The organism is Streptomyces sp. CA-179760, assembly GCF_050937045.1.
In the GTDB taxonomy this organism is placed as follows: Bacteria; Actinomycetota; Actinomycetes; order Streptomycetales; family Streptomycetaceae; genus Streptomyces.
Genome location: NZ_JBNJLZ010000001.1, coordinates 882,619 through 908,671 on the forward strand (window position 1 = coordinate 882,619; position 26,053 = coordinate 908,671).

Consider the following 26,053-nt stretch of genomic DNA (forward strand, 5'->3'; position numbering starts at 1 on the left):
GCTCAGCGGCCCGAATGCACGACGGCATCGACTATCAGCAGCGGACCCGCCACCGCGTCGTGTGGGCCATCTGTGACCCGTCGCAGCGGTGAGCCCTGCACCGGATCGTGGGCCGCCGACCGGGGGCCCGGCCAGGAAACGATCAGAGGCGCCCGGCGGAGTACTGCCGGGCGCCTCTGCGTTCACGAAGGCCTGTAGTCACCCTGGCACTGGTGACGACGGAAGATCAGCGGCCGTGATAGTGCATGACGTGCTTCGTACGCGAGTAGTCGTCGAGTGCGTAGATCGACAGGTCGCGCCCGTACCCGGAGCCCTTGAAACCGCCCCAGGGCACCTCGTTGGCGAGCACGAGGTGGGAGTTGACCCAGACCGTGCCGGAGTCGAGCCGGGCGGCTACGTCGTGGCTGCGGCGGGCGTCGCTCGTCCAGACCGACGCGGACAGGCCGAGCGGCACGTTGTTGGCGCGCAGGACGGCCTCGTCCTCAGTGGAGAACGTCTCGACCGTCACCACCGGCCCGAAGATCTCCTCCCGGGTGCACGCGGCATCGACGGGCACGTCGACGAGCACGGTCGGCTGGACAAAGTAGCCCGTGCCGTCGAAGGCGCCGCCACCGACGGCGGCGTGCGCCCCCTCGGCCAACGCACGCTCGAGGTGGGCGAGCACCCGGTCGTAGTGCGCCTTGGACACGAGCGGGCCGACCTCGATGTCGTCGCCGGCGCCCGGGTCACCGACCTTCAGTTCGCGTACCTGTGCCACCAGGCGGTCGATCAGTTCGTCGGCGACCGACTCGTGTACCAGCACTCGGCAGGCGGCACCGCACTCCTGGCCCCCGTTGTAGAAGCTGGCGGCGCGCAGCGAGGTCGCCACGAGGTCCAGGTCGGCGTCCTCGAAGACCACGACCGGGGCCTTGCCGCCGAGTTCGAGGTGGACCCGCTTGAGGGTGTCCGCGGCGGCACGCGCGACGGCACGCCCGCTGCCGACCGATCCGGTCAACGCGATCATGCCGATGTCGGCGTGCGAGGCGAGGGCGGAGCCGACGACGGGACCGAGTCCCGTCACAACGTTAAGCACGCCCGCGGGGAGCAGGTCGGCGACCAGCTCGGCGAACTTGAGCGTGGTCAGGGGCGTCTGCTCCGAAGGCTTGATCACCAGAGTGTTGCCCGCGGCAAGGATCGGCGCGATCTTCCACGCCGCCATCAGGAGGGGGTAGTTCCACGGTGTGACGACGCCCACCACACCGAGGGGTTCGCGCAGGATCACCGAGAGGTGGGATTCGGCGTAGTCGCCGGCCGCCATCGTCGTGGACGCGCGCAGCGCGCCGGCCATGAACCGGAACGTGTCGATGGTTCCGTCGACGTCGTCGCGGGCCACCGAGGTCGGCTTACCCGTGTTGGCGGACTCCAGACGAACCAGCACGTCATGGTTGGCCGCGAGCCGGTCGGCGATGGCGTGCAGGATTTCCGAGCGCGTCTTGGGCACGAGACGCGCCCAGGATTCCTTGGCCTTGACCGCCGCGGCGACCGCGAGGTCGACGTCCGCCTCGGTGCCCAGCGCGACCCGGGCGATCACCTCTTCGGAGGCGGGATTGACAATGTCCAGCAGCTCGGCGGTCGGGGCCTCGCGAAAGGCGCCGTCTATGACATGCCCGGCCGGCGGCAGGTCCGCCGGATCAAACTTGGTGGCCTCCGGCGCACGCCGTACGCCTGTGGTCGGGTCCTTGAGGGACATGTCCACTCCTTCGGTGGTTGTGGGGCTGTGAACGCGACCGGCGATGAGAGTCGCGCGGTGAGCAGGTCAGACGGCTGCGGCGTCCTGGCTCACCGTCGATGACGAAAGGGGCGCCGCCAGCTTCGAGATGGCCGCGGCCACCTCGGGGTCGAGCGGCGCCACGGGCGGCCGGGGGCTCCCGATCGCGAAGCCCGTCGCGCCGAGCGCCGTCTTGACCGCGGCGGAGAAGGGCGCCGACATGATCGCGTCGATCAGCGGGTAGACCAGCTCCCACTCGGCACGCGCCCGGTGCAGATCGCCCTCGCTCATGGCGGCGTGGATCGATACCAGCTGGGCCGCCACGACATTGGCGGTTCCGGCCATCACCCCGGCGGCGCCCTCGGAGAGCGCGGCGAGCAGCAGGGAGTCCCAGCCGACGAAGGTCGAGACGACTTCTCCGTGGTTGTGGATCAGCTGCCCGGCCTGGGCTATGTCGGCGGAGGTGTCCTTGATGTATTGGATGTTCTCGACCTCGCGGGCGAGTTCGCCGACCAGGTCGGGCGTCATGTTGACGCCGGTGGCGATCGGGAGGTTGTAGAGCATGATCGGAATGCTCACCGACTCGGCCACGGTCGTGAGGTAGTGCTTGGTCTCCTCGATCGTGAGCGGCTCGTAGTACGGCGCCACCACCATCAGCACAGACGCGCCCGCCTGTTCCGCGTGGCGCGAGAGCTCGATGGCCTCCCTCGTGGACTGGGCGCCGGTCTGTGCCACCACTGGCACCCGGCCCGCGGTCTGGTCGATCACGGTCTCCACGACGAGGCGGCGCTCGGCGTTGCTGAGCGTGGTGAACTCCCCGGTCGAACCGCAGGCCACGACGCCGTGGACGCCGCCGTCGATGTTGCGGTCGACGACTCGTCGCAGAGTCGCCTCGTCGACCGAGCCGTTGTCATCGAAGGGGGTGAGGAGGGCGGACAGGACGCCGCGCAGCTGTGAGGACATGGTGGAGGCACCTTCGGTGTCGAAGTCGAGATCGGGGAGGAAGCGGAGGAGAAGAAGGCGGGGACCTACGACAGCGTCGGGTCCGGCGGCAGCTATGCGGCTCGGCGCTGGGGCTGGTCGGCGTTCACGAGGTTCTCCGCGGCTTGGGCGGCCGCGAAGGCGGTGTGCACCGAGGTCTCCGTGTACTGGGTGCCGAGGTAGTCCCCCGCCAGCATCACTCGACCGTTGGGCCTGGTGAGGGTCGACTGGAGCCGGCCGCGGCCGGGGAAGCAGTAGGGCGAGGCCTCGGGCCACCGTGCCACCTCTGCTTCGGCGACGTGCGAGGCGAAGCCGGGCAGCACCTGGTCGAGATCGTCGATGTAGGTCCGGAGGATGGTCTCGTCGTCCTGCTCCAGCAGTTGGCGGGCGAGTGCGGCCGGAGAGAAGGTCATGAAGCTGCTGCCCGGCTGTCGTTCCTGCGTGTGGCCGTGCACGTTGTTGGACATGTTGAGCACCACGTTGAACGACCGCTTGGGGGTGGCTATCGCATAGGTGCCGTCCCACTTCTGACGTTCGGTCTCGTTGGTGAGGAAGGCCGCGCTCACGAACGGGCCGTACTTGATCTGGGAGAGTGCGTCGCGGAGGTCTTCGTCGAGGTCGACACCGATGCGATGGCTCACGCTCGCGGTCGTGGCGAGGATGACGCTGTGGGCCTCGACCTCGTGCTCGACGCCACCCTGGCGGTATCGCACCACGACGGACGCGCCCTTGCTCACGACTTCCTCGGCGGCGGCGCCGAGTTGCACCCGATCGCCCAGTGCGTCGGCGATGCCCTCGAGCAGGGTGGAGGGTCCCCCGTCGATGCTGTGCGACAGTCCCGCGCCGATGTTCCAGACCAGGTTGAAGTACCCGATGCCGGCCCCGGCGGAGATCTGGTGCATCTCCGCGGAGGACCTGGTCACCGTGGGCTTGAAGAGCGCCTCGGCGTCCTCGGGAAGGGTGCCGATGAAGTCGGCGAAGGAACGATCATTCATGAAGTCGTAGACCCGCTGTTGACGGGTGGCCTCGTCCTCGCCCGGGCGACGTTTGACCAGACGGGCGTAGCGCGCCACGGCCAGCCGGACCGTCGCTCCCACCTTGATCAGACTCGCCCGATCGCCCCAGGACATGGGGACCCGGAAGGGAAAGGTCTCCACGCGACCGCTGAGCAGCAGTCGGCCGTTCATGCTGAGGCCGGTCAGGTTCCCCGGCACCGGCCTTGACGTGAACCCTGTGTCCTTCAGCAGCCGCTGGGTGGCCGACGCGGGACCGCCGTCGTAGACGTGGCCACCCCAGTTCAGCCAGTAGGGGCCACGGGCCTCGGAGCGGATCCTGCCGCCGACCCGGTTGTCGGCCTCGATCAACAGGATGTCGCGATGGCGCAGTCTCCACGCCGCCGCCAGGCCGGCGAGGCCGCCCCCGACGATCACCACGTCCTTCACTGTATCCTCCATGTGCCTGTGCGTATGTGTTGCTTGGCGGTGTGCTCCGGGGACGGCCTTCCCTACGACGGCTGTTCGGCCGCCGGATGAACGGGAGTCAGGGAGCCACCATCCCGTGCGGATCGATGACGTACTTCTTCGCCGCGCCCTGGTCGAACTCCTGGTAGCCCTGCGGCGCCTCGCCGAGTCCGATCGTGACGGCGTTGACCGCCTTCGCGATGTGCGCCTTGTCGGCGAGGATGAGGTTCATCAGCTGCCGGTTGTAGCGCTTGACCGGACACTGGCCGGTGGTGAACTCGTGCGACTTGGCCCAGCCGAGGCCCAGGCGTACCCCGATCTGCCCCACCTTGGCCGCGTCGTCGACCGCACCCGGATCGCCCGTGACGTAAAGCCCCGGGATGCCGAGCGACGCGCCGGCACGAGCGACGGTCATCATGTCGTTGAGTACCGTCGCCGGAGCCTCGCCCGCCCCCGCTCCGTGCCCGCGGGCCTCGAAGCCGACCGCGTCGACGGCGGCGTCGACCTCTGGCTCGCCCAGGATGTCCGCGATCATGTCGGCCAGGTCGTTTCCGGTGCTGAGGTCGACGGTCTCGCAGCCGAAGCTCCGGGCCTGCGCGAGCCGGTCGGCGTTCATGTCACCGACGATGACGACCGAGGCACCCAGCAACTGCGCGGAGTACGCCGCGGCGAGACCGACCGGACCGGCGCCCGCGACGTACACGGTGGAGCCGGTGGTCACGCCGGCGGTGTACGCGCCGTGGTAGCCAGTCGGGAAGATGTCGGACAACATCGTCAGGTCGAGGATCTTGGCCAATGCGGCGTCGCGGTCGGGGAACTTCAGCAGGTTGAAATCGGCGAACGGCACCATGACGTACTCCGCCTGGCCGCCCAGCCAGCCACCCATGTCGACGTAGCCGTACGCCGCGCCGGCGCGGGCCGGGTTGACGTTCAGGCAGATGCCAGTCTTGCCCTCGTTGCACATCCGACAGCGCCCGCAGGCGATGTTGAACGGCACCGAGCAGATGTCGCCCTCCTTGACGAAGAGGACGTCGTCACCCACCTCGACGACTTCGCCGGTGATCTCGTGGCCCAGCGTCTGGCCGACCGGGGCCGTCGTACGGCCACGGACCATGTGCTGGTCACTGCCGCATATGTTGGTGGTGACGAGTTTCAGTACGACGGCATGCGGCGCGGCCTTCTTGATACTCAGCCCCTTCACCACGTCGGCGGGGAGTTCGAGCTTGGGATAGTCGATCTCCTCGATCCCGACCTTGCCGGGCCCCTGGTAGACGACGACCTTGTTGCCTGCCATGTGAGGTGACTCCGTCCTGCTCCTGGTTGGGGAGCGATTCACGGGTGCGTGGCGGGCTTCGTCATACGACTCCCGCCCGCTCGGTGGAACCGTCGGGCCCCGATACGGCGCTCTGCCTCGTGGGGAGGAAAGTGCCGAGGAAAGTGCCGTACCGGGGCAGCCGCGTCACTTCTTCAGGTACTTCTCCAGGGACGGCGCGTAGTCCGGGTTCTCCTTGAGCCACGCCTGAACGGCCTGCGGCTCCTTGCCCTGGCCGAACTTGTTGACCACGGAGTCCTCCAAGCTGCCGTACTGCGCGTCGGTCAACTTGAAGTTCTTGATCATTTCAGCAACGTCCGGGAAGTCCTTGGAGAATCCGTCGCGAGCGAGGCTGTGCAGGCCTTCCGGCTTGCCGAACGCTCCCTTCGGGTCCTCTAGGGGCCGGACGGGGAAAGCCTGATTGGCCCAGAACGGCTTCCATAGCGTCACCACGATGGGTTCCTTCGCCCCCGTGGCCTTCTTCAGCTCCGTGAGCATCGCGGTCGTCGAGGAGGTCACCAGCTTGAATTTGCTGTCGAGTCCGTAGGCGGGGAAGACGTCGTCCTGCGTCGCCTTCGTCAGACCGGCGCCCGGCTCGATCCCGGTGACCTTGCCGTCGAACTCCTTCGCGTGGCTGGGCAGGTCGGCGAGGGACTTGACGTCCGAGTACGTGGGCACCGCGAGGAAGAGCCCCGCGTTGTCGTAATAGGTACCGATGTCCTCGATCTTGTCGCCGTACTTGTCCATGTAGGACTTGTGCGTGCGTTCCGGCCAGGCGGAGGAAAGGAGGTCGATGTCCCCGTTCGAGAGCGCGGTGTACATCGGGGCGTTGTCACTGAGCTTCGTCACCTTGACGGTGTAGCCATTTTTTTCCAAAACGTTCTTGAGCAGATACGCCGTGCTCGTTTCGTCGGTCCATCCCGGGATCACGCCCATCGTGATGGTCTTGTCGTCGCCGCCGGAGCCGCTGTTTTCCGCACAGCCGGCCGCGGCCAGGGCGAATACTGACACGGCTATACCGAGCCGCATCGAAACCGCTCTACATCGCTTCGCCATCATTCTTGTTCCTCTCACGTACCGGACGGCCGCAGTGACCTATCCGCCGATCTTTGACGCCCCGATTTCCGCCACTGCGGGTGATTCCTTCTCACCTCCGTCGAGAGTGGAATCCTCTTCTTCGGGAGCGGACGGCCGTGGCTTGCGAAGCCAGAAACCGCGCCTCCCGCCGCCCCTGCCCTGTCCCACGGAGGCCGTGACCCGGTCCAGATAGATGGCCAGGATCACCACCGAGAGCCCTGCCTCGAAGCCGAGACCGAGATCCAGCGTCGAAATGGCGGTTGTCACCTGACCGCCCAGTCCTTCGGCTCCCACCAGGCCGGAGATCACAGCCATCGAGAGGGACAGCATGATGACCTGGTTGACCCCGGCCATGATCGTCGGGAGCGCCAGTGGCAGTTGTACGCCCAGCAGGGTCTGGCGGGGCGTGGACCCGAACGCGTTGGCCGCCTCGACGACCTCCGCGTCGACGTTCCGGATCCCCAGCTCCGTCAGTCGGACGCCCGGCGGCAACGCGAAGATGATCGTCGCGACGACGCCCGGGACTACACCGATGCTGAAGAGTGTGACGACGGGCACCAGCCACACGAACGCGGGCATCGTCTGCATCAGATCCATGATCGGCCTGAGCGCCGCACTCGCCCACGGTTTCCTCGCTGCGAGCACTCCTGTGGGGATCGCGATCACAATCGCCACCAAAGTGGCGACCAGAACGAGCGCCAGTGTCTGCATCGCGGCGGCCCACTGCTCCATGCTGATAATGAACAGCAATCCGAGGAAGGCGACGACGGCGAACTTCCATCCCTTGAACAGCATCCCGATCAAGGCGAAGATCAGCGCCAGAACAACGGGGTCCGGCGCTTCGAGGACACTGATGAAGCTGTCGACAACAGAGCCGATGACGTTGCTCACCGTGTCGAAGAACCCACCCATGTGTGTGGTGAGCCAGTCGAAGAAGTCCTGGAGCGCATCCCCGACGGGGATCTTGGGAACATCGAACAGCGACAGCGCGGTCATCGCGCACTCACCTCCGCACGGTCGTGATCGGAATGGAGCACCGGGACCGCAGAGGCTTGGCCGTTACTGGCCTGATGTACGCCGCCTCGCTGCGCCAGGGCGTGGAGCAGCGTGACGCGAGCCAGCACCCCCACCACTCGGCTCTCGTCGTCCACGACGGCCAGAGCCTTGGGGGTGTCGGCACTCAACGCCAGCAGTTCGGAGAGGTGGGCATGCTCGGACACGCTGACCACCTGGTCGTCGAGAACGCCGTCCAGGGAGTCCGCCCCCTCCCCCACAGCGCCCACGACCGCCTCTTCGTCGACGGCACCGCACAGTTTCCTGTTCCGGTCGACCACGAAGAGGCGCGCGGCCTGATGGTCACGCATCATCTTCTGGACGGCTCGGGGTCCCAGCTCGGACCCGACAAGAGCCACCGGTGGGGTCATGACGGCGCCGGCGGTCAGCACACGCGTCCGGTCGACGTCCAGAACGAACTGGGCGACGAAGTCGTCGGCCGGATCGTTGAGAATCTGCTCGGCCGTGCCGACCTGGACGACCCGCCCGTCGCGCATCATCGCGATTCTGTCCCCGAGGCGCATGGCCTCGTTCAGATCGTGCGTGATGAAGAGGATGGTCTTGCCGAGCTTGTGCTGAAGCTCTATCAGCTGGTCCTGCATCTCGCGTTTGATCAGGGGATCCAGCGCGCTGAACGCCTCGTCCATCAGCAGAATGTTGGTACCCGCGGCAAGTGCCCTCGCCAGGCCGACACGTTGCCGCATGCCCCCGGACAGTTGTCCCGGGAGTGAGTCCTCCCAGCCCTTGAGCCCCACCAGGCGCAGTGCTTCCTTGGCTCGGCGCTCGTGCTCGTCCTTGGGTATGCCCTGGACCTTCAAGCCGTACGCGGCGTTCTCACCCACCGTGCGATGCGGAAACAACGCGAAGTGCTGGAAGACCATGCTGACCTTCTCCCGGCGCATGCGTCGCAACTGCTGTTGGTTCATCGTGACGACGTCTTCGCCATGGACCAGCAACTCACCCGCGGTGGGCTCCCACAGCCCGTTCACCATGCGGATCAGCGTGGATTTGCCCGAGCCGGACAGTCCCATGACGACGAAGATCTCGCCTTCACGTACCTCGAAGGACGCGTCGATCACAGCTGCGGTGATGCCGTCCTTGCGCAGTTCCTCGCGCGTCGCGCCTTCGCGCAGACGTGCGACGCCACGGTCAGGACGTTTACCGAAGACCTTGTACGTCTCATGGGCCACAATCGCGTTCATGCCGGACTCCTGTCGCCGGTTGTGGTGCGAACTCGGCTCTCAGTCACGTGAAGGCCACGGGGCCCGAGACTTCGAGTGTTTGGTGGATGGTCACTGGCCGGAGGCGTGAGTGATCAGGGACAGGTGTGCGTCATTGAGACCGAGATGATCGCGCAGGCGCTTTATGTACCAGTTGTCGAATGCCTCGACGTCGCCCTCGACCCCCGCATAGGGGCCGGGCTCGTATCCAGGGTCACTCGCACCTCGCTGGCACTTCTCGACGAATGCCCGGTCCTGATCGTTGGTGGCGCTCCATACGGCGGTCAGGGAGTCGACGTCGTAGTCGACACCTTCCACGGCGTCGGCGTGCACGAGCCAGGTGGTGCGGACAAGGGTCTTGTCCGGCGCGACAGGCATGACACGGAAGACCACGGCGTGGTCGCTGAGCATGTGGAACCACGAGTTGGGCTGCAGATGCAGCGACATGTCGCCGAACTCAGGGATCGCGATCTCACCGATCAGCCTGCGGCTGACCTGCGCACCCGCCTCTCCGAAGGAGGCACCTACGCCGTCGAGCGGCAGGTGGGTGATCTGGTACCCAGTGGGCCGATCGTCGAGCTCGCGATGCGTGCCGACCGGCATGCCGGTCGCCGCGCACGCATAGTGCAGACGAGCCTCGGCGGCCTGGTAACGCTCGAGAACGGCACGCATCCGTGGGGGATAATCGCCCCCGGCGTAAAGCCCGAGGGGGAAGTAGGCGGTGAGCAACTCCGGGTGGCCGGCATCGCAGTGCTGGCACTCGCGGTTGTTCTCCATCACCAGCTTCCAGTTGCCCTCCTCGATCAGGTCGATCTGGTGCGCGACCTTCGCGTCCTGGAGCCGGTAGGGCGCCAGGTAGGGCTCGATGACCGCGGCCACCTCGTCGATGTCCGTGGGAGGCTCATCGGAGAGACACACCAGGACCAGTCCGGCCACGGTGCGCACGCTGACGGGCTTGAGACCGAACTGCTTACGGTCGAGCGCGGGGTCCTGGCCCTCGGCGTGGATCAGGGTGCCGTCCGTGCGGTAGGTCCACTGGTGGTACGGGCAGACCAGGTTGCCCACAGAACCACACGGGTCCTCCAGGATCCGGGAGCCACGGTGCCGGCAGACGTTACGGAGGGCTCGGATGCTCTCGTCGTCATCCCGCACGATGATGATCGACTGCCGCCCGATGTCCAGGGTGACGTAGTCACCCGGCTCGGCCAGCTCCGCCTCCGCGCAGGCAAACAGCCAGTGCCTACCGAATATGACCTCGAGGTCGAGGTCGTAGACCTCTTGGCTGGTATAGAAGGGCGCCTCAAGGCTGTAGCCGACCGCTCGGCGCGCGACCATCTCGGCGATATCAGGGGCCGATGCCGGATTGGCGGACGAGAAGTTCACGGGACATCTCCCACTCATGATCAAGAATTTACGACGAGTCCCTGTTTCGCACAGTGGGACAATCGCACTGTGCGAACCGAGGCTAGAAGTGACCCCATACCCTGTCAAGGGCTCCAGCCTGGCGGTTCCGACGAATTGGCACCCGCTTGGTAAATGCTTGATTACCTGGCGGTTTCGCCTGCCGCCTCGACTCACGGAGCACCGGCACATCGACGAACCGGCCGGGCGCCGGACACGGCGGAGGCGGCTCTGCGGCGGCGGCGATCCGCTTGACGAGCAAGCAGCCCCACCCCTCCCCCAAGGGCTCCTTCGGCGACCTGACGAGGCCTGTTGACAACCGAGGACCGACGGACTCACTCTTGTCTCGCAGGATACGAAGGTTGCGCCATGCGGTACAACATTGCGAGTCACCCCGCGGGAACCCCTCGGTGCGCTACTGACCGCCGAACGGGTTCACGAGCCCCTGGCTACAAGCCGGGACCTGATGCAGGAGTGAGCACATCACCGCCTGAGTTCCGGCTGAGCAGAACCGAACGCTTCACACAACCGAGTCGCTGCTCACCCGACGCAGCGGGTTCGGCTTCGAGTCATCAATCGGTGCCCACCGTGCTACTGGAGGTTCAAGTGGTGGTCGCAGCAACTGGCCCGGACACCGTGGTCACCACAGGTGACCTGTTCGCGACCCAGGCAGATTTCGGCCTAGTGTCCCCGCCCTGGGCTCCGGACTGCTGGGGCGAGGAGGACCAGGCGGTACTGGTGTGCCGCAAGGTCCTCGACATCACCCATGACGTCAAAAGTTTCCACTTCGAGGCTGACGGCCATCGCACGTTCCGCTTCGACCCAGGTCAGTTCATCACGCTCCAGCTCGAGATCGACGGGGTGGCATTCACTCGCTGCTACACCATCTCGTCACCACCGACACGCCCGCACCTGATCTCGATCACGGTCAAGCGCGTCCCCGGTGGCCCGGTCTCGAACTGGCTGCACGACCACGTGGTCCCCGGCGCACGCATCACCGCCCAGGCACCGTTGGGCGGCTTCACGCTGGCGAACCCGTCGGCGCCGAAGTACCTGTTCCTGTCCGCCGGCAGCGGCATTACTCCGCTCATGTCAATGACGCGGACCATGTACGACCTCGGCTCGGATGCGGACGTCCTCTTCGTACACAGCGCCCGCACGCCTGCGGATATCATCTTCCGCCGCGAGCTCGAAGCCATGGCCGCTGTCATGCCGAACATCCGGATCGTCCACGTATGTGAGGACGACTATCCATCGGAACGGTGGATGGGGCTGCGCGGCCGCCTGTCGGCGCCCATACTCCAGGCACTCGCACCCGATCTCGACGAACGCCAGACCTACACCTGCGGGCCCGCCGGCTACATGGCGTCGATCCGGGGCATCCTCGGGGAACTCGGCTACGACATGAGCGGGTACCACGAGGAGAGCTTCTCCTTCGAAAGCCTCCCGGCCTCCGACGTTCCCCCTCCTGTCGACAGCGATGCCGACGGAGCCGCAGCGCTGCCCGACGCCCTCGAGGGTGACCACGCCCCTGCACCGGCCGAAGAAGCCGACGCGCACACCACTTACAGCGTCGAGTTCGTCCGCAGTGGCCGCACCGTCACCTGCGCCGCGGATGGAACCCTGCTCGACGCCGCCTACGCGGCCGGCCTCAGGCCTCCGGCCTCGTGCACCCAGGGGATGTGCGGGACCTGCAAGACGACCATGCTCGCCGGAGAGGTCGACATGCAGCACAACGGGGGAATCCGTCCGCGCGAAATCGCCCAGAACAAGATCCTGATCTGCTGCTCCAAGCCCTTGAGCGACGTCCGAATCGACGCATGACAGGGGGCTGTAAGTGAACGACATCGAAGGTAGCGAAAACTTGTTGCCGAAGACAATGGCAGCCGTCCTCCTCACCGGGCACGGCGGGCTGGAGAAACTCGAGTACCGGACTGACGTACCCGTTCCTCGCCCGAAGAAGGGCGAGGTGCTCATCCAGGTCGCCGCCGCCGGGATCAACAACACGGACGTGAACACGCGTATCGGCTGGTACTCGAAGGTGATCACCTCTGGGACAGGCGAAGGAGGATCAGCGGGTTTCGACGCCGTCGACGACGCGGACGCGACGTGGACGGGCAAAGCCCTCGAGTTCCCCCGCATCCAGGGTGCGGACGTCTGCGGCCGCATCGCCGACGTGGGCGAGGGTGTGTCGCGCGATCGCATCGGCGAACGAGTCCTCGTTCGGAACATGCTGCGCACGCCCGTCGACCACCAGCCCTTCGCGTGCTGGACGTTCGGCAGCGAATGCGACGGCGGATTCGCGCAGTTCGCAGTGGCCCCCGCCGCGGAGACGTACGCCGTTCACAGCGACTGGAGCGACGAGGAACTCGCGGCCGTGCCATGTGCCTACTCCACCGCGGAGAACATGCTGCACCGGGCCGCGGTCGGAGCGGAGCGGGTACTCGTGACCGGCGCCTCGGGCGGAGTGGGGCTCGCCGCCGTACAACTCGCCAAACGCCGGGGCGCGACCGTCATCGCGGTGTGCTCGGCCACGAAGGCCGCCGATGTCATGGCGCAGGGCGCCGACCAGACTGTCGACCGGGGCGCAGATGTGATCAGCGCCCTTGGCGGCGGCTCCGTCGACGTGGTGATCGATCTCGTCGGCGGCCCTCAGGTTCCGAGCCTGCTGGACCTGCTGCGCCCCGGCGGCCGCTATGCCGTCGCGGGCGCCATCGGAGGGCCGGTCGCGGAGATCGATCTGCGCACGCTGTACCTCAAGGATCTCTCGGTGTTCGGCTGCACGTTCCAGGAGGACGAGGTGTTCGAGAACGTGATCAAGTATCTCGAACGCGAGGAGGTGCGACCGGTCGTCTCCCGCACTTACCCCCTGGAAGCCATCGCTCAAGCACAGGAAGACTTCCTCACGAAACGCCACCTCGGAAAGCTGGTGCTCATCCCGCCGGCCTCGACGGTGTGAAAACGAAAGAAGGCAAGAATGCGCATCGCCGAGATTCACGTGTATCAAATGGACCTGCCATTGAGCGGCAAGGTCTACCGGATGTCCGAAGGCGCCTATTCGGCCCTGGATTCGACGATTGTGGAAGTCGTGTCCAGCACGGGCGTCTCCGGCTGGGGGGAAGTGTGCCCGGTCGGCCCGGTGTACGCGCAGGAGCACGCTCTGGGTGCCCGGGCCGCGCTGAACCAGATGGCGCCGGGCCTGATCGGCAGAACGGTGACGGGTCCGCTGGAGATACGCCGCGCGATGGCAACACTCCTTCATGGGCACAACTATGCGAAAGCCGCGATCGACATCGCGATGCACGATCTGATCGGCAAGGCCCACGGCATACGCGTGTGCGACATGCTGGGCGGCGCCGCGAGCGAGCGCGTGAACTCGTATTACTCGCTGACCGTCGGCGACCCGGATGAAGTTGCCCGGATCGCCGTGGAGAAGATTGCCGAGGGCTATCCGCGTCTTCAGATCAAGGTGGGTGGGCGGCCGGTCGAACTCGATATCGAGACGATTCGCAAGGTGTGGGAAGCGACGGGTTGTGCCCGGCTTGCCGTCGACGCCAACCGGGCGCTGAACACACGCGACGTGCTGCGCATCGGCCGGGAATGCGCCGACATCCCCTTCGTCTTCGAGCAGCCCTGCAACACGATGGAGGAGATCGCCGCGATTCGCGGGCAACTGCACCACGGGATCTACCTCGACGAGAACACCGAGAGTGTGCATGACGTGCTCCGGGCGATCTCGCTCGGAGTATGCGACGGGTTCGGACTCAAGGTCACACGTCTCGGCGGTCTGGGAGGTATCGCGACCGTCAGAGACCTCTGCGAGTCACGTTCCATGCCTCATACATGTGATGACTCATGGGGAGGGGACATCATCGCTGCCGCATGTGTTCACATGGGCGCGACGGTAAAGCCGCAGCTGCTCGAAGGCGTATGGCTCGCCGAACCCTTCATGGACGTCCACTACGACTCCGACAATCCGATCCGGGTCGAAGCGGGCCACGTTCAGGTACCGACCGGCCCCGGTCTCGGCGTCGTTCCCGACGAGGGCGTCTTCGGCAAGCCTGTCGCATCCTTCGCGTAGCGGAGGGGCGGGTGGCCGGCCTGGCCGGGAGCCCGCCCCGCTGACCACTCCACGGCCGCCGGTCGACACCACAAGCCTGGTACGTGACCCAGCGGTGGGGCACCGCTCGTTTTGACCAAATTCGAGCCTAGATATCCCCGACGGTGAAGCCGTCGACAAACGGGTCGTCGGGGTCGAGTACGACGGTGTTATAACGCGCTGACCCGCGATACGGCCCCGTCAGAGCGTCGAACATCTCCTACCGACGGGCAGGGCCCGCCGTCACCGTCTCTTCACCAGTCCGCACAATGCGCGATCATCAGCGGCGGCCGCACTCGTCTCGGCGCCGTCTGCGGTACCAGCGAGGTCCGGTGCCGTGGCTGAGGTCAGCAGCCCTCGGCCCTGTGGTGGGAAGAATTCGATCTTCAAGCCCGTACTGCATCAGCAGTGAACAACTCAGAGTGTTGAACAGAAGGGTGGGGCTGTGTCGGCAACGTTTAACGAGGGGACGCGCAAACTGCTGGACGGGAGGAACTTCGCCACTGTCGCGACGCTGAACCGGGACGGTGGGCCGCAGACCTCGGTGGTCTGGATCGCGAGGGACGGAGACACGGTGCTCTTCACCACTACGGCGGGGCGCCAGAAGACCAGGAATCTCGCCCGGGACCCGCGGGTCAGCCTTACCGTCTTCGATACCGAGAACCCGTACCAGTCTGTAGACATCCGGGGCACCGCCGAGCTGATCGAGGACCGGGAGAAGTCGCTGCCTCACACGCTCTGGCAGAAGTACCTCGGTGAGAACCCGCCGGCCGAACCGGAGGAAGTGCTCTGGCTTATCGTGCGGGTGACGCCGAACAAGGTCACTGGCTTCTCCGCCTAACGGACTGCCCCCGCGATTGATCTTGGTCACAGGTGGGCACATGGGAAGGCCGCGCGAGTTGAGTCGGGTGTGATGACGAGTCAGGCCCGCACGCCCCATCGCCGGACTCGTCTCCGACCGCGCCGCCCGCAGACCCACTCGCCGCTAGGCGCGCACCGAAATCGTACTCGTCCGCGCGACGGCCTGCTGAATCACCCCACCAGCCGAACCTCCAGGCCAACACGCCCCAAGATCAATCGCGGGGCAGCCCGTAACCGTTGATCCACGCCTGGCCGCCGATGGTCGGGACAACGCCGCCTCAGCCAGGCGACTGTGAACCGGATCTGGCGTAGGTACGGGCTGCAGTCGCGACCGGGCCGGTTGCCTGCGAACGATGGCCGGACCTCGCTGCGCGCCGCCAAGGTCCGCGACGTGATCGGACTTTTCCTCGACCCTCCCACGCGCGTGCTCGCCGTCGTCGCCGACAGTCGCGCCGCGCCTCTCCAGCATCGCGGAGCCAAGACTTCCACACCCGCGGCGCCGATGAGCCGACGCGCCACCGAGGTGAGGAACATCCTCGCCGTGGCGAACGCGTTCGCACTGGTCCGCGGCGGACCGGACACACCGGATACATCAGACACACACGATCCGACCGGCCCGGGCGCGGCTCTGGGCGCTTTCCTGGAGAGCCTCGAGCGGCGGATGACGGCGGGCTCGGAAGTCCACCTTCTCGTCGAGGGCGAGCCCGACAGCCCCGCCCGCGACACGGTCGAGACATGGGTGCGGCACCATCCGCGTTTCCACCGGCATCTCCTTCCCACCGACGCGTCATGGCTCGACGAGGTCGAGGTTCTCCTGGCGAACAATCCGCTGCTCACCCACGAGAACGTGCCCGGCTTCGCGACATCGACGACCGCACTCCGCGACGGCCTCCGCGCCTGGTGCGGCACGTGGACGCCGCAGTCCGGTGCCTTCGTCTGGATGAGGCTTGATAAAGACTCAACCGCGGCTGGGAGCGGGCAGAGATGTCGCCCCGACGACTCCGCCGATCACGAGTGGACCGGTGAAGCATCCGGCATCACGCCCGGACCGGCCGACACCTCCGACCCGGTCGTCCATCTCGTGCGCGAAGCTCTCCTCGCCGGCCCGTTCCCACCCGGCGAACGCGTCAAGGAAGCACCCCTGGCGTCCCGGCTCGGCGTCTCCCGAGGTGCCGTCCGCGAGGCACTGCGCGTGCTCGCCGAGGAAGGAATGCTCGACCGGCTGCCCCACCGCGGAGCCGCCGTTCCTCAGGTCGACGTCACTGCCGTCCTCGACCTCTACGCGGTCCGGGCGGCACTGGGCTCCGTGCTCATGCGCCGGGTCGCCATGCTGCACCGATCCGAACTCCGATCGGTCGACACAGCCCTGTCCGAGGTCCGCGCAGCGGTCCGGCGCAGCGACCTCGTGCGGATCGGGGAGGCCGACCTGCGCTTCCAGGACGCGATAGCCCGCACCGCGGGCCTGCCCCAGGCAAGCCTGTTCTTCCAGCGCCTCAGCATGCGGCTACGGATGTTCATCTCCATCCTGCGGCTGGACTTCACCGACGCGGCCGCCGACCTCATCGCCCGCGAGAACACCGCGATCTTCGAGGCCGTCCTCAACGGCGACGGTGAGGAAGCAGCACGTCTGTGGCGTATCAAGATCGAACGCAGCACCCGCTACATGGCCAACCTGCTGCCTCAGGACCACGTCGACCCCAACCTCTGGGTCGCCATCGCCGGCAGACCCACGCCACGTCCCGGCGATACACGCAGGACGTCGACCTCGGCAACGTGGTGAGAACGGGTACCGCAGGGCAGCGCGGCGCTTCGTCGCATCCGGTGTATCGATCACGAGCGCCGCCGCCCCCGTAGCCGGGTGGCGGCCACGGTGACCGAGGCCAGGTGGAGCAGGAAACAGCGGTCTCACCGGTGCCGGGCCGACGGCCGCGTCCTGGCAGGACGAGCTGCCGGTGACGGTGTTGACGCCGGACCGCCGGCGGATTCCGACCTGCCGGACCAACCGCACGCGGCGCGGGCAGGGGGCCGGTGAAGGCCAGGGAGATGGCGGTTCAGCGGAACCTGGAGCCAACGTCGGCAAACGTCGAGCCGACCGACCACCGAGACCCGCAAGGCCACGCAGGGCTTCGCCCAGCCGACCGCGCCGACGCCACCGACGGCCCAACCGAATGGCTTCCGACGCGACACCCACACAGCACGACACTCGGCACCACCCTGGCCTCCCGGCCGTCAGCGCAGAACCACCGTGCGCCGCCCCTGGACGAACACCCGGCCTTCGCAGTGCCACCGGACCGCTCGGGCCAGGGCCGCCGACTCCGCGTCGCGGCCGATGGCGGCCAGACCGTCGGGAGTGTGGCTGTGGTCGACGTCGATGACCTCCTGGGTGATGATCGGGCCCTCGTCAAGGTCGGCGGTGACGTAATGGGCTGTCGCGCCGACGAGCTTGACGCCCCGCTCGTGTGCCTGGTGGTAGGGCTTGGCGCCCTTGAAGCTGGGCAGGAACGAGTGGTGGATGTTGATCATGCGGCCGGCCAGTCGGGCGCACACGTCGTCGGAGAGCACCTGCATGTAGCGCGCCAGCACGAACAGGTCGGGATCGCACGAGTCGATGATTTCCAGTAGCCGACCTTCGGCCTCGGTTTTGGTCGCGGCAGTGACCGGCACGTGGAAGAACGGGATGTCGTGCCAGGCGACGAGTGCCTCGTGGTCGCGGTGGTTGGAGACCACCGCGACCACGTCGATGGGCAGGTCGCCGCTGCGGGCGCGGAAGAGCAGGTCGTTGAGGCAGTGGCCGTAGCGGGACACCATGATCAGCACGCGGCGCCGGGTGCTGACCGGTTCGAGGTGCCACCGCATGGTGAAGGAAGAGGCCACGGCTGCGAAGTCACGGCGCAGGGTCTGCGAGGTGTTCTCGCTGCCGACAGTGGCGAAGCGCACCCGCATGAAGAAGTGTCCGTCGCGGCGGTCTCCGAACTGCTGGTTGTCGATGATGTCGCTGCCGTGTTCGACCAGGAACCGGGAGACGGCGTGAACGATGCCGGGAGCCTCGGGACAGTCGAGGGTGAGCACGTGCTCGACCGGCGCCGTGGCGGGGTCGGTCCGCGAGTCGGAGTGGGCAGAGGACGCGGCGGAAGCCGGGGAATCAGTCATGGTGTCAGCATTCGATGATGTTGACGGCGAGGCCGCCGCGGGCGGTTTCCTTGTACTTGGCCTTCATGTCCCGGCCGGTGTCGCGCATGGTCTTGATGGCCTTGTCCAGGGTGACCTTGTGCGTACCGTCACCGGCCAGGGCGAGCCGGGCCGCGTTGATGGCCTTGTTAGCGGCGACGGCGTTGCGCTCGATGCACGGAATCTGCACCAGGCCGCCGACCGGGTCGCAGGTGAGCCCCAGGTTGTGTTCGATGCCGATCTCGGCGGCGTTCTCGACCTGTTCCGGAGTCCCGCCGAGGACCTCGCACAGTGCTCCGGCCGCCATGGAGCATGCGGATCCGACCTCGCCCTGGCAGCCGACCTCGGCGCCGGAGATGGAGGCGTTCTCCTTGAACAGGATGCCGATGGCAGCGGCGGTCAGCAGGAAGCGGACAATGCCGTCGTCGTCGGCGCCGGTGACGAACCGCGTGTAGTAGAGCAGTACGGCGGGCAGGATGCCTGCCGCCCCGTTGGTCGGGGCGGTCACGATGCGGCCGCCAGAGGCGTTCTCCTCGTTGACGGCCAGGGCGAACAGGTTCACCCAGTCCATGATGTGCAGCGGATCCTGGTCGGCGGTGCCCGAGTTCAGGGTCTGGAACAGCGCCGGTGCGCGGCGCGGCACCCGCAGGCCGCCCGGCAGCACTCCCTCGCGGTGGCATCCGCGTTCCACACACGCCTGCATGACCGACCACAGGTGCAGCAGTCCTGCGCGCACCTCGGCCTCGGGCCGCCACGCCTGCTCGTTGGCGAGCATGATGTCGCTGATGGCGAGGTCTTCCCGCGCGCAGTGCGCGAGCAGTTCGGCTGCCGAGCCGAAGGGGAAGCGTACTTGTGTGGTGTCCGCGACGACGCGGTCGGCGCCGGTGGCGTCCTCGTCGACGACGAAGCCGCCGCCCACGGAGTAGTAGATCCGTTTGCCGAGCACCCGGCCGTCGTCGGCGAAGGCGTGGAACATCATTCCGTTGGGGTGCGCGGGCAGGGACTTGCGCCGGTGCAGCACCAGGTCGGCATCACTGTCGAAACCGATCCGGTGCTTGCCGGCCAGGAGCAGGGTGTTGCTGTCGCGTACCTGCGCGACCCGGCCGTCGGCCCGGTCGGTGTCCACGGTGCGGGATCCTCGTCCTCCAGACCGAGCATGACAGCCTTGTCTGAGCCGTGACCGCGGCCGGTCAGGCCGAGCGAGCCGAACAGCTCGGCCCGCACCCGGCTGACCGAGGGCAGGAGGCCCTCCTCGTCCAAGAGCCCGACGAAGCGTCGGGCCGCGCGCATCGGCCCCACCGTGTGGGAGGAGGAGGGGCCGATGCCGACCGAGTACAGGTCGAACGCGCTCAACGCCATCAGGGAGTCTCCGTACCGTGGTACTCGCTCATCGCGTCGATGAGCCAGCGGGCCAGGTAGTCGGCGAACGAGGAGCGCGGGAGGAGCCGGTACGTCGGTGTGTCGTCGACCTGCCAGAGCAGTACGGCGATAGGTCCCACCGTGGTGGACACGGCCTGGCCGGGGGCGAAGGCCCGGGGGTGGAGGTCGAGCGTGCAGCCCTTCTCCAGCACGTGCCGGGCGGCCGGGCCGCTCAGCTCCAGCGTGGTGCGGTTCGCCGAGACGTCCACGACCGAGCCGGGGTCCGCTCCGAGTGCCTCCCGCAACTCGGCGGTCACAGCGGTCGCGTCGGCCTGGGACAGCACGAGCCACTCGTCGGGGCCGAGCCAGAGGACCGTGTGGGGTCCGGATGTGGTGGTGTGGCCGCACCGTGGCGGGAGCGGCGCCCCCAGGGCCTTCCCGATCCGGTCGGCCGCTGCGGATGCGGGGTTGACGCGCACGTTCACCATGGTGAGGAACGGCCACTCGGTCAGCGTGACGCCGCGGTGGCCGGTGACGGTGGCGGCGCGCATCCGTTCCTCCAGGTGCGCCACGGGGCTGGTACGCGATGCGGCGGTCAGCTCAGCCATCTCGCCTGGTCCCTTCGGGGTCGTAGAGGACGAAGTCGGTCACCTCGACGGGCACCAGGTCCTCGCCCACCGGGGCGAGCAGGGTCTGGCCCTTCCTTGCCTGCCCGTCGGCGACGAGGGCGAGGGCGAAGGGGCGGCCGAGGGCCGGGCTGTGGTAGCTGGAGGTGACGTGGCCGAGCATGGGCACGGGCACAGTCTCCAGGTTGACGTCCGGCGCGACGAGCTGGGTGCCTTCGGGCAACCGGGTCGTGCGGTCGGCCGGCAGCAGGCCGACCAGCTGCTTGCGGTCGGTGCGAGCAGTGTCGGCGCGGGAGTAGGACCGCTTGCCGACGAAGTCTTTCTGCTTCGAGACCACCCAGGACATGCCCGCGTCCTGTGGGGTGACGGTGCCGTCGGTGTCCTGTCCGACGATGATGTAGCCCTTCTCGGCCCGCAGGACGTGCATGGTCTCGGTGCCGTACGAGGTGATGCCGTACGGCTGCCCGGCCGCGTACACCTGCTCCCAGACGGCCAGGCCGTACCAGGCGGAGACGTTGATCTCGTAGGCGAGTTCTCCGGAGAAGGAGATCCGGCAGATCCGCGCCGGGACGCCCGAGGCCAGGGTGGTCTCGCGGAAGGCCATGAAGGGGAACGCCTCGGCGGACAGGTCGATGTTGGGGGCGAGTTGGGCCACGACCTGGCGCGACTGCGGGCCGACGACCGCGATGGTCGACCACTGCTCGGTCACCGAGGTGCAGTGGACATCGAGTTCGGGCCACTCGGTCTGCAGCCACTCCTCCAGCCAGTCCAGGACGCCCGCCGCGCCGCCGGTTGTGGTGGTCATGAAGTAGCGGTTCTCGTCGAGGCGCAGGGTCACACCGTCGTCGAAGATCATGCCGTCGGGCTTGCACATGACGCCGTAACGGGCCATGCCGGGCTTGAGCTTCTTGAAGGCGTTCGTGTAGATCCGGTTGAGGAACTCGCCCGCGTCCGCGCCCCAGATCTCAATCTTGCCGAGGGTGGATGCGTCCATGAACGCCACCCCCTCACGGGCCGCACGGCACTCGCGCGCCACGGCCGTGTCCATGACCTCACCGGTCTGCGGGTAGTACCGGGGGCGCTTCCACTGTCCGACGTCCTCGAACTCCGCGCCTTGCGCCACGTGCCAGCTGTGGATGGACGTGATGCGCTCCGGGTCGAACAGCTCGCCGCGCTCACGTCCCGCCAGGGCGGCGAAGCCCACTGGCGTGTACGGCGCCCGATAGGCCGTGGTGCCGATCTCTCCCAACGAACCGCCCAGGGCCTCGGCGATCACACCGATCGCGTTGACGCCCGACGTCTTGCCCTGGTCGTTGGCCGTGCCGAGCGAGGTGTAGCGCTTGACGTGCTCGACACCGCGCATGCCGGCACCGGTGGAGCGCCAGACGTCGGCGACGGTGACATCGCGCTGGAGGTCGACGTAGTGGCTGTCCCAGGTGCCTGGCTCGCCGTCCGGTGCGGGCACCAGCCACAGGGCACGTATCGGGCCCACTCCGGAGCGCGCATCGCCGGGCGGCGGCACGGGAACCGCGAATCCGGCATCCGTCGCGGCCAGCGCACCGGCCCGCGCCCCTTCGGTCAGACAGCCGTCGAGACCGTACGTCCCGCGGGCCGCACCGATGACCTGCTGGTCCCGTACGGTGCCGTCGGGAACAAAGGCGACCAGGTCCTCGTCCCAGCGGAGCCTGCCCTGACGCTGGCTGTGCAGATGGACCACCGGGCTCCAGCCGCCCGAGACGGCGAGCAGGTCGCAGTCGAACGGCTCGGGTACGCCTGCGAGTTGGCCTTCGGCGTCGAGGGTCTGGACGGTGACACCGGTGAGCCGGCCTTCGCCCGCGGTGTCGACCACCGCGCTGCCCGTCAACACCCGCGCCCCGGTCGCCACGGCGACCTCGGCGGCCCGGTGGGACAGTTCGGGGCGTGCGTCCACGACGGCGGCGATGTCGATGCCGGCGGCGTGGAGGTCGGCGACCGTGTCGTAGGCGCTGTCGTTGGTCGTGCTGACAACGGCCCGCGAACCCGGGGCCACCGCATACCGGTTGAGGTACGTGCGCACGGCTCCGGCGAGCATCACGCCGGGCCGATCGTTGCCTGCGAAGACCAGCGGGCGCTCGTGAGCGCCGGTCGCCAGGACGACCTGGCGGGCCCGTATGTGCCACAGCCGCTGCCGTGAGACGCCTGCGGAGGCGTCGGGGGCGTCGGCTCCGAGGTGGTCGGTGCGCCGCTGGAGGGCCAGCAGGTAGTTGTCGTCGTAGGAGCCGAAGGCCGTGGTGCGTTGCAGTACGACGACTTCGGGTGCGGCGTCGAGTGCCGCGCGGATCTCGGCGACCCACTCCCGGGCGCTCTGCGCGCCGGCCCGCTCGGTGCGCGCGGAGAGCAGCGAACCGCCGGGCTCGGGCTGGTCGTCGACGAGGATCACGCGGGCGCCGGAGCCCGCGGCAGCGGCAGCGGCAGCGGCAGCGAGCCCGGCCGGTCCGGCGCCGACGACCAGGACGTCGGTGTGGACGTACTTCTTGTCGTAGACGGCGGGGTCGGAGCCCGGGTCGAGCCGGCCCATCCCGGACAGTGTCGTGGCGGACAGGCCGTCGTACAGCTCCGCCGTCGTCGCGGGCAGCATGCCCTCCGAGTACGAACCGTCCAGCTGCAACAGGGCGTTCGGGTCCTCGACGCCCGCGGAGACGATGCCGCGCGGGCGACCGTGGTAGAGCGACGGGGCGACCTCGACAACGCCGTTCGCCAGCATCGCCGAGGCGACGGTGTCGCCGGGGTGCCCGGTCAGTTCCCGCCCGTCGATGGTGAACCGCAGTACGGCGTCGCGGTCGATGCGGCCTCCTTGCCGGAGCCGGAAGTGCTGGTCGGTCATCGGATCCCTCCGGCCTGGGGCAGTTCGGGGCGGGGCTCGTCGAGCCGGTAGGAGGTCAGTACCTCGTGGGTGGCGGTGTCGCGCAGTACGTTGAACCAGCGGCGGCAGCCGATGCTGTGCATCCACCGCTCGGCGAAGGGGCCCTTGGGGTTGTCCCGGTAGAAGACGTACTCGGCCCACTGCTCGTCGGTGAGGTCCGCGGGGGTGCCGGGGTAGGGGACGTGGGCCTGTCCCCCGTAGTGGTACTCGGTCTCGTTGCGGGGACCGCACCATGGGCAGGTGATCAGCAGCACGGTGTCCTCCTCAGTGGGCCACGGCTGCGGCGCCGTGCTCGTCGATCAGGGCGCCCGTCGCGAAACGTTCGAGGGCGAAGGGGACGTTCAGCGGATGCGGCTCACCCGTGGCGATGGTGTGGGCGAAGGTCCAGCCGGCGGCCGGGGTGGCCTTGAACCCGCCGGTCCCCCACCCGCAGTTGACGTAGAGGTTCTCGACCGGGGTAGTGCCGATGATCGGGGAGGCGTCCGGGCTGACGTCGACGATGCCGCCCCAGGTCCGCAGCACGTGCGCGCGGGCGAAGACGGGGAACAGCTCGACGGCGGCGGCCATCTGCTGCTCGATCACATGGAAGGAGCCGCGCTGCCCGTAGCCGTTGTACGAGTCGACGCCCGCGCCCATCACCAGCTCGCCCTTGTGGGCCTGGGAGACGTAGACGTGCACGTGGTTCGACATGACGACGGTGGGGTGCACCGGCTCGTGCAGTTCGGAGACCAGGGCCTGCAGGGGGTGGGACTGCACCGGCAGCCGTACACCCGCCCGCTCGGCCAGCACGCTGCTGTGCCCGGCGGCCGCGAGGCCGACCCGGCCGGCGTGGATACGGCCGCGGTTGGTCTCGACGCCGACGACCCGGTCGCCGTCCTTGAGGAAGCCGGTGACCTCGCAGCCCTGGATGAGATCCACGCCCAGCTCGTCGGCCCGGCGGGCCAGCGCCCAGGCGACGTGGTCGTGCTTGGCGATGCCGGCCCGCGGCTGGAAGGTGCCGCCCAGGACCGGATACCGGGTGCGGGAGGAGACGTTGAGGATGGGGCAGACCTCGGCGACCTCGTCCGGTTCCAGCCACTGGGCGTCAACACCGTTGAGACGGTTGGCGTTGACGCGGCGCATACCCTCGCGGACGTCCTGGAGGGTGTGCGCGAGGTTGAGGACACCTCGCTGGCTGAACAGGAAGTCGTAGCCCAGCTCCTCCGGGAGCCCCTCCCACAACTTGAGCGCGAACTCGTAGATCGCCGCGCTCTCGTCCCACAGGTAGTTCGAGCGGATGATCGTGGTGTTGCGGGCCATGTTGCCGCCGGCCAGCCAGCCCTTCTCCAGGACGGCCACGTTGGTGATGCCGTGGTTCTTGGCCAGGTAGTAGGCGGTGGCCAGGCCGTGGCCTCCCGCGCCGACGATTACGACGTCGTACGAGGAGCGCGGCTCCGGGTTGCGCCAGAGGAAGTCCGGATGCTCCGGCAGCGGCGTGCTGGTCATGCCGCGTCTCCGTTCAGGTGGGGGTAGAGGGGGAAGGCGGCGGCGAGCTTCTCGACCCGGGCGCGCAGTTCGTCGTCGGGCCGTTCGCCCTTCAGGGCCTGAGCGATGATGTCGGCGGTCTCCCGGAACTCCGCCTCGCCGAAGCCCCGGGTGGCCAGGGCCGGGGTGCCGATCCGCAGACCCGAGGAGACCATCGGCGGCCGCGGGTCGAAGGGCACCGCGTTGCGGTTGACGGTGATGCCGATGCGGTGCAACCGGTCCTCGGCCTGCTGCCCGTCGAGCGCGGAGTTCCGCAGGTCGACAAGGACCAGATGGACCTCGGTGCCGCCGGTCAGCACCGTGATCCCGGCCTCGGCGACATCGTCGGACAGCAGCCGTCCGGCGAGAATCTTTGCGCCCTTGAGCGTGCGCTGCTGGCGCTCGCGGAACTCCTCGCCAGCGGCCACCTTGAAGGCCACCGCCTTCGCCGCGATCACATGCTCCAGCGGGCCGCCCTGCTGGCCCGGGAAGACCGCCGAGTTGATCTTCTTGGCCAGGCCGGCGCGGCTGAGGATGACTCCGCCGCGCGGGCCGCCGAGGGTCTTGTGGGTGGTGGTCGTGACAACGTCGGCGTACGGCACCGGGTTCGGGTGCAGGCCCGCGGCCACCAGCCCCGCGAAGTGCGCCATGTCCACCATCAGGTACGCGCCCACCGCGTCGGCGATCCGACGGAACCCGGCGAAGTCCAGCTGCCGCGGGTAGGCCGACCAGCCCGCGACGATCATCTTCGGCCGGTGGGCGAGAGCGAGCCGCTCCACCTCGTCCATGTCGACGCGCAAGTCGGACTCGCGCACGTGGTACGGCACCACGTTGTACAGCTTGCCGGAGTAGTTGAGGCGCATGCCGTGGGTCAGGTGGCCACCGTGCGCGAGGTCGAGGCCGAGGATCGTGTCGCCAGGGCTGAGCAACGCGAACATCGCGGCCGCGTTGGCCTGGGCACCGGAGTGGGGCTGAACGTTGGCGGCCTCGGCGCCGAACAGTTCCTTCACTCGGGTGATGGCCAACTGCTCGATGACGTCAACGTGTTCGCAGCCGCCGTAGTAGCGGCGGCCGGGGTAGCCCTCGGCGTACTTGTTGGTGAGAACCGAGCCCTGAGCCTCCATGACGGCCGCCGGGGCGAAGTTCTCCGAGGCGATCATCTCCAGGGTGGACTGCTGACGGCGCAGCTCGGCGTCGACCGCGGTGGCGACCTCCGGGTCGAGCTCGCTGAGCGGGACGGAGAGAGGGGAGGCGACCGTGGTGGTGGACGGGTTCGTTGCCATC

Annotated in this window: 18 protein-coding genes and 2 pseudogenes; 5 read left to right on the forward strand and 15 right to left on the reverse strand. The window is 67.9% G+C overall.

From position 1 onward, the window contains the following. Positions 1-226 precede the first annotated feature (226 nt). The 8 genes and pseudogenes from ACQEV8_RS03805 to ACQEV8_RS03840 form a co-directional block, all read right to left on the reverse strand. Positions 227-1,729 carry an aldehyde dehydrogenase family protein gene (locus ACQEV8_RS03805; RefSeq protein ID WP_432957304.1) on the reverse strand — a complete coding sequence of 501 codons (1,503 nt, stop codon included), beginning with the start codon at positions 1,727-1,729 and terminating at the stop codon, positions 227-229. Positions 1,730-1,795: 66 nt separating this feature from the next. Beyond that, positions 1,796-2,710, reverse strand: coding sequence for a 4-hydroxy-tetrahydrodipicolinate synthase (gene dapA / locus ACQEV8_RS03810; protein WP_432957306.1), 915 nt, complete (start codon positions 2,708-2,710; stop codon positions 1,796-1,798). A 92-nt stretch (positions 2,711-2,802) separates the two neighbouring features. Beyond that, complete coding sequence (locus ACQEV8_RS03815; protein ID WP_432957308.1) at positions 2,803-4,182, reverse strand: FAD-dependent oxidoreductase; 1,380 nt, start codon at positions 4,180-4,182, stop codon at positions 2,803-2,805. Positions 4,183-4,267: 85 nt separating this feature from the next. Further along, a complete protein-coding gene (gene fdhA / locus ACQEV8_RS03820) occupies positions 4,268-5,482 on the reverse strand; it encodes a formaldehyde dehydrogenase, glutathione-independent (protein ID WP_432957309.1) in 1,215 nt (404 codons plus the stop codon). Positions 5,483-5,647: 165 nt separating this feature from the next. After that, positions 5,648-6,559, reverse strand: a complete 912-nt coding sequence (locus ACQEV8_RS03825; RefSeq protein ID WP_432957311.1) for a glycine betaine ABC transporter substrate-binding protein — start codon at positions 6,557-6,559, stop codon at positions 5,648-5,650. Positions 6,560-6,739: 180 nt separating this feature from the next. Beyond that, positions 6,740-7,282, reverse strand: a pseudogene (locus ACQEV8_RS03830) (ABC transporter permease); the annotation flags it as partial. A gap of 287 nt (positions 7,283-7,569) precedes the next feature. After that, a complete protein-coding gene (locus ACQEV8_RS03835) occupies positions 7,570-8,832 on the reverse strand; it encodes a quaternary amine ABC transporter ATP-binding protein (protein ID WP_432957312.1) in 1,263 nt (420 codons plus the stop codon). A gap of 90 nt (positions 8,833-8,922) precedes the next feature. Beyond that, positions 8,923-10,233, reverse strand: coding sequence for an aromatic ring-hydroxylating oxygenase subunit alpha (locus tag ACQEV8_RS03840; protein WP_432957313.1), 1,311 nt, complete (start codon positions 10,231-10,233; stop codon positions 8,923-8,925). Positions 10,234-10,857: 624 nt separating this feature from the next. Here ACQEV8_RS03840 and ACQEV8_RS03845 point away from each other — a divergent pair. From ACQEV8_RS03845 to ACQEV8_RS03865, 5 genes are all read left to right on the forward strand, one after another. Next, positions 10,858-12,075, forward strand: a complete 1,218-nt coding sequence (locus tag ACQEV8_RS03845) for a 2Fe-2S iron-sulfur cluster-binding protein (RefSeq protein WP_432957314.1) — start codon at positions 10,858-10,860, stop codon at positions 12,073-12,075. A gap of 55 nt (positions 12,076-12,130) precedes the next feature. Further along, positions 12,131-13,210 carry an alcohol dehydrogenase family protein gene (locus ACQEV8_RS03850; RefSeq protein WP_432957316.1) on the forward strand — a complete coding sequence of 360 codons (1,080 nt, stop codon included), beginning with the start codon at positions 12,131-12,133 and terminating at the stop codon, positions 13,208-13,210. A gap of 18 nt (positions 13,211-13,228) precedes the next feature. Beyond that, complete coding sequence (locus ACQEV8_RS03855; RefSeq protein ID WP_432957317.1) at positions 13,229-14,332, forward strand: mandelate racemase/muconate lactonizing enzyme family protein; 1,104 nt, start codon at positions 13,229-13,231, stop codon at positions 14,330-14,332. A 463-nt stretch (positions 14,333-14,795) separates the two neighbouring features. Then, on the forward strand, positions 14,796-15,191 hold the full coding sequence (locus ACQEV8_RS03860; RefSeq protein ID WP_432957318.1) for a PPOX class F420-dependent oxidoreductase: 396 nt from the start codon (positions 14,796-14,798) through the stop codon (positions 15,189-15,191). Positions 15,192-15,602: 411 nt separating this feature from the next. Then, entirely contained in the window at positions 15,603-16,991 is a 1,389-nt protein-coding gene (locus ACQEV8_RS03865) for a GntR family transcriptional regulator (RefSeq protein ID WP_432957320.1), read from the forward strand. A 449-nt stretch (positions 16,992-17,440) separates the two neighbouring features. Here ACQEV8_RS03865 and purU read toward each other — a convergent pair whose 3' ends face one another. The 7 genes and pseudogenes from purU to glyA form a co-directional block, all read right to left on the reverse strand. Continuing rightward, positions 17,441-18,361 carry a formyltetrahydrofolate deformylase gene (gene purU, locus ACQEV8_RS03870; RefSeq protein WP_432957321.1) on the reverse strand — a complete coding sequence of 307 codons (921 nt, stop codon included), beginning with the start codon at positions 18,359-18,361 and terminating at the stop codon, positions 17,441-17,443. Positions 18,362-18,365: 4 nt separating this feature from the next. Continuing rightward, a pseudogene (locus ACQEV8_RS03875) lies at positions 18,366-19,738 on the reverse strand (L-serine ammonia-lyase). After that, the gene (locus ACQEV8_RS03880; RefSeq protein ID WP_432957323.1) at positions 19,738-20,346 is read right to left on the reverse strand and encodes a sarcosine oxidase subunit gamma; all 609 of its coding nucleotides are present in this window, start codon (positions 20,344-20,346) and stop codon (positions 19,738-19,740) included. Before ACQEV8_RS03880 ends, ACQEV8_RS03875 begins: the two are co-directional and overlap by 1 nt. After that, positions 20,339-23,227, reverse strand: a complete 2,889-nt coding sequence (locus ACQEV8_RS03885) for a sarcosine oxidase subunit alpha family protein (RefSeq protein ID WP_432957324.1) — start codon at positions 23,225-23,227, stop codon at positions 20,339-20,341. Before ACQEV8_RS03885 ends, ACQEV8_RS03880 begins: the two co-directional genes overlap by 8 nt. Continuing rightward, a complete protein-coding gene (locus tag ACQEV8_RS03890; protein ID WP_432957326.1) occupies positions 23,224-23,520 on the reverse strand; it encodes a sarcosine oxidase subunit delta in 297 nt (98 codons plus the stop codon). Before ACQEV8_RS03890 ends, ACQEV8_RS03885 begins: the two co-directional genes overlap by 4 nt. 10 nt (positions 23,521-23,530) lie before the next feature. Beyond that, positions 23,531-24,751 (reverse strand): sarcosine oxidase subunit beta family protein, encoded by a 1,221-nt coding sequence (locus ACQEV8_RS03895; RefSeq protein WP_432957327.1) that lies wholly within the window; start codon positions 24,749-24,751, stop codon positions 23,531-23,533. Next, positions 24,748-26,052, reverse strand: coding sequence for a serine hydroxymethyltransferase (glyA, locus tag ACQEV8_RS03900; protein WP_432957329.1), 1,305 nt, complete (start codon positions 26,050-26,052; stop codon positions 24,748-24,750). Before glyA ends, ACQEV8_RS03895 begins: the two co-directional genes overlap by 4 nt. Position 26,053 lies beyond the last annotated feature (1 nt).

Bases quoted from the DNA above. Each gene is read 5' to 3' on its own strand.
- ACQEV8_RS03805 (WP_432957304.1), bottom strand. From the start codon at position 1,729: ATGTCCCTCAAGGACCCGACCACAGGCGTACGGCGTGCGCCGGAGGCC.
- ACQEV8_RS03815 (WP_432957308.1), bottom strand. From the start codon at position 4,182: ATGGAGGATACAGTGAAGGACGTGGTGATCGTCGGGGGCGGCCTCGCC.
- fdhA (WP_432957309.1), bottom strand. From the start codon at position 5,482: ATGGCAGGCAACAAGGTCGTCGTCTACCAGGGGCCCGGCAAGGTCGGG.
- ACQEV8_RS03835 (WP_432957312.1), bottom strand. From the start codon at position 8,832: ATGAACGCGATTGTGGCCCATGAGACGTACAAGGTCTTCGGTAAACGT.
- purU (WP_432957321.1), bottom strand. From the start codon at position 18,361: ATGACTGATTCCCCGGCTTCCGCCGCGTCCTCTGCCCACTCCGACTCG.
- glyA (WP_432957329.1), bottom strand. From the start codon at position 26,052: ATGGCAACGAACCCGTCCACCACCACGGTCGCCTCCCCTCTCTCCGTC.
- ACQEV8_RS03850 (WP_432957316.1), top strand. From the start codon at position 12,131: ATGGCAGCCGTCCTCCTCACCGGGCACGGCGGGCTGGAGAAACTCGAG.
- ACQEV8_RS03825 (WP_432957311.1), bottom strand. From the start codon at position 6,559: ATGATGGCGAAGCGATGTAGAGCGGTTTCGATGCGGCTCGGTATAGCC.
- ACQEV8_RS03855 (WP_432957317.1), top strand. From the start codon at position 13,229: ATGCGCATCGCCGAGATTCACGTGTATCAAATGGACCTGCCATTGAGC.
- ACQEV8_RS03880 (WP_432957323.1), bottom strand. From the start codon at position 20,346: ATGGCTGAGCTGACCGCCGCATCGCGTACCAGCCCCGTGGCGCACCTG.
- ACQEV8_RS03885 (WP_432957324.1), bottom strand. From the start codon at position 23,227: ATGACCGACCAGCACTTCCGGCTCCGGCAAGGAGGCCGCATCGACCGC.
- dapA (WP_432957306.1), bottom strand. From the start codon at position 2,710: ATGTCCTCACAGCTGCGCGGCGTCCTGTCCGCCCTCCTCACCCCCTTC.
- ACQEV8_RS03895 (WP_432957327.1), bottom strand. From the start codon at position 24,751: ATGACCAGCACGCCGCTGCCGGAGCATCCGGACTTCCTCTGGCGCAAC.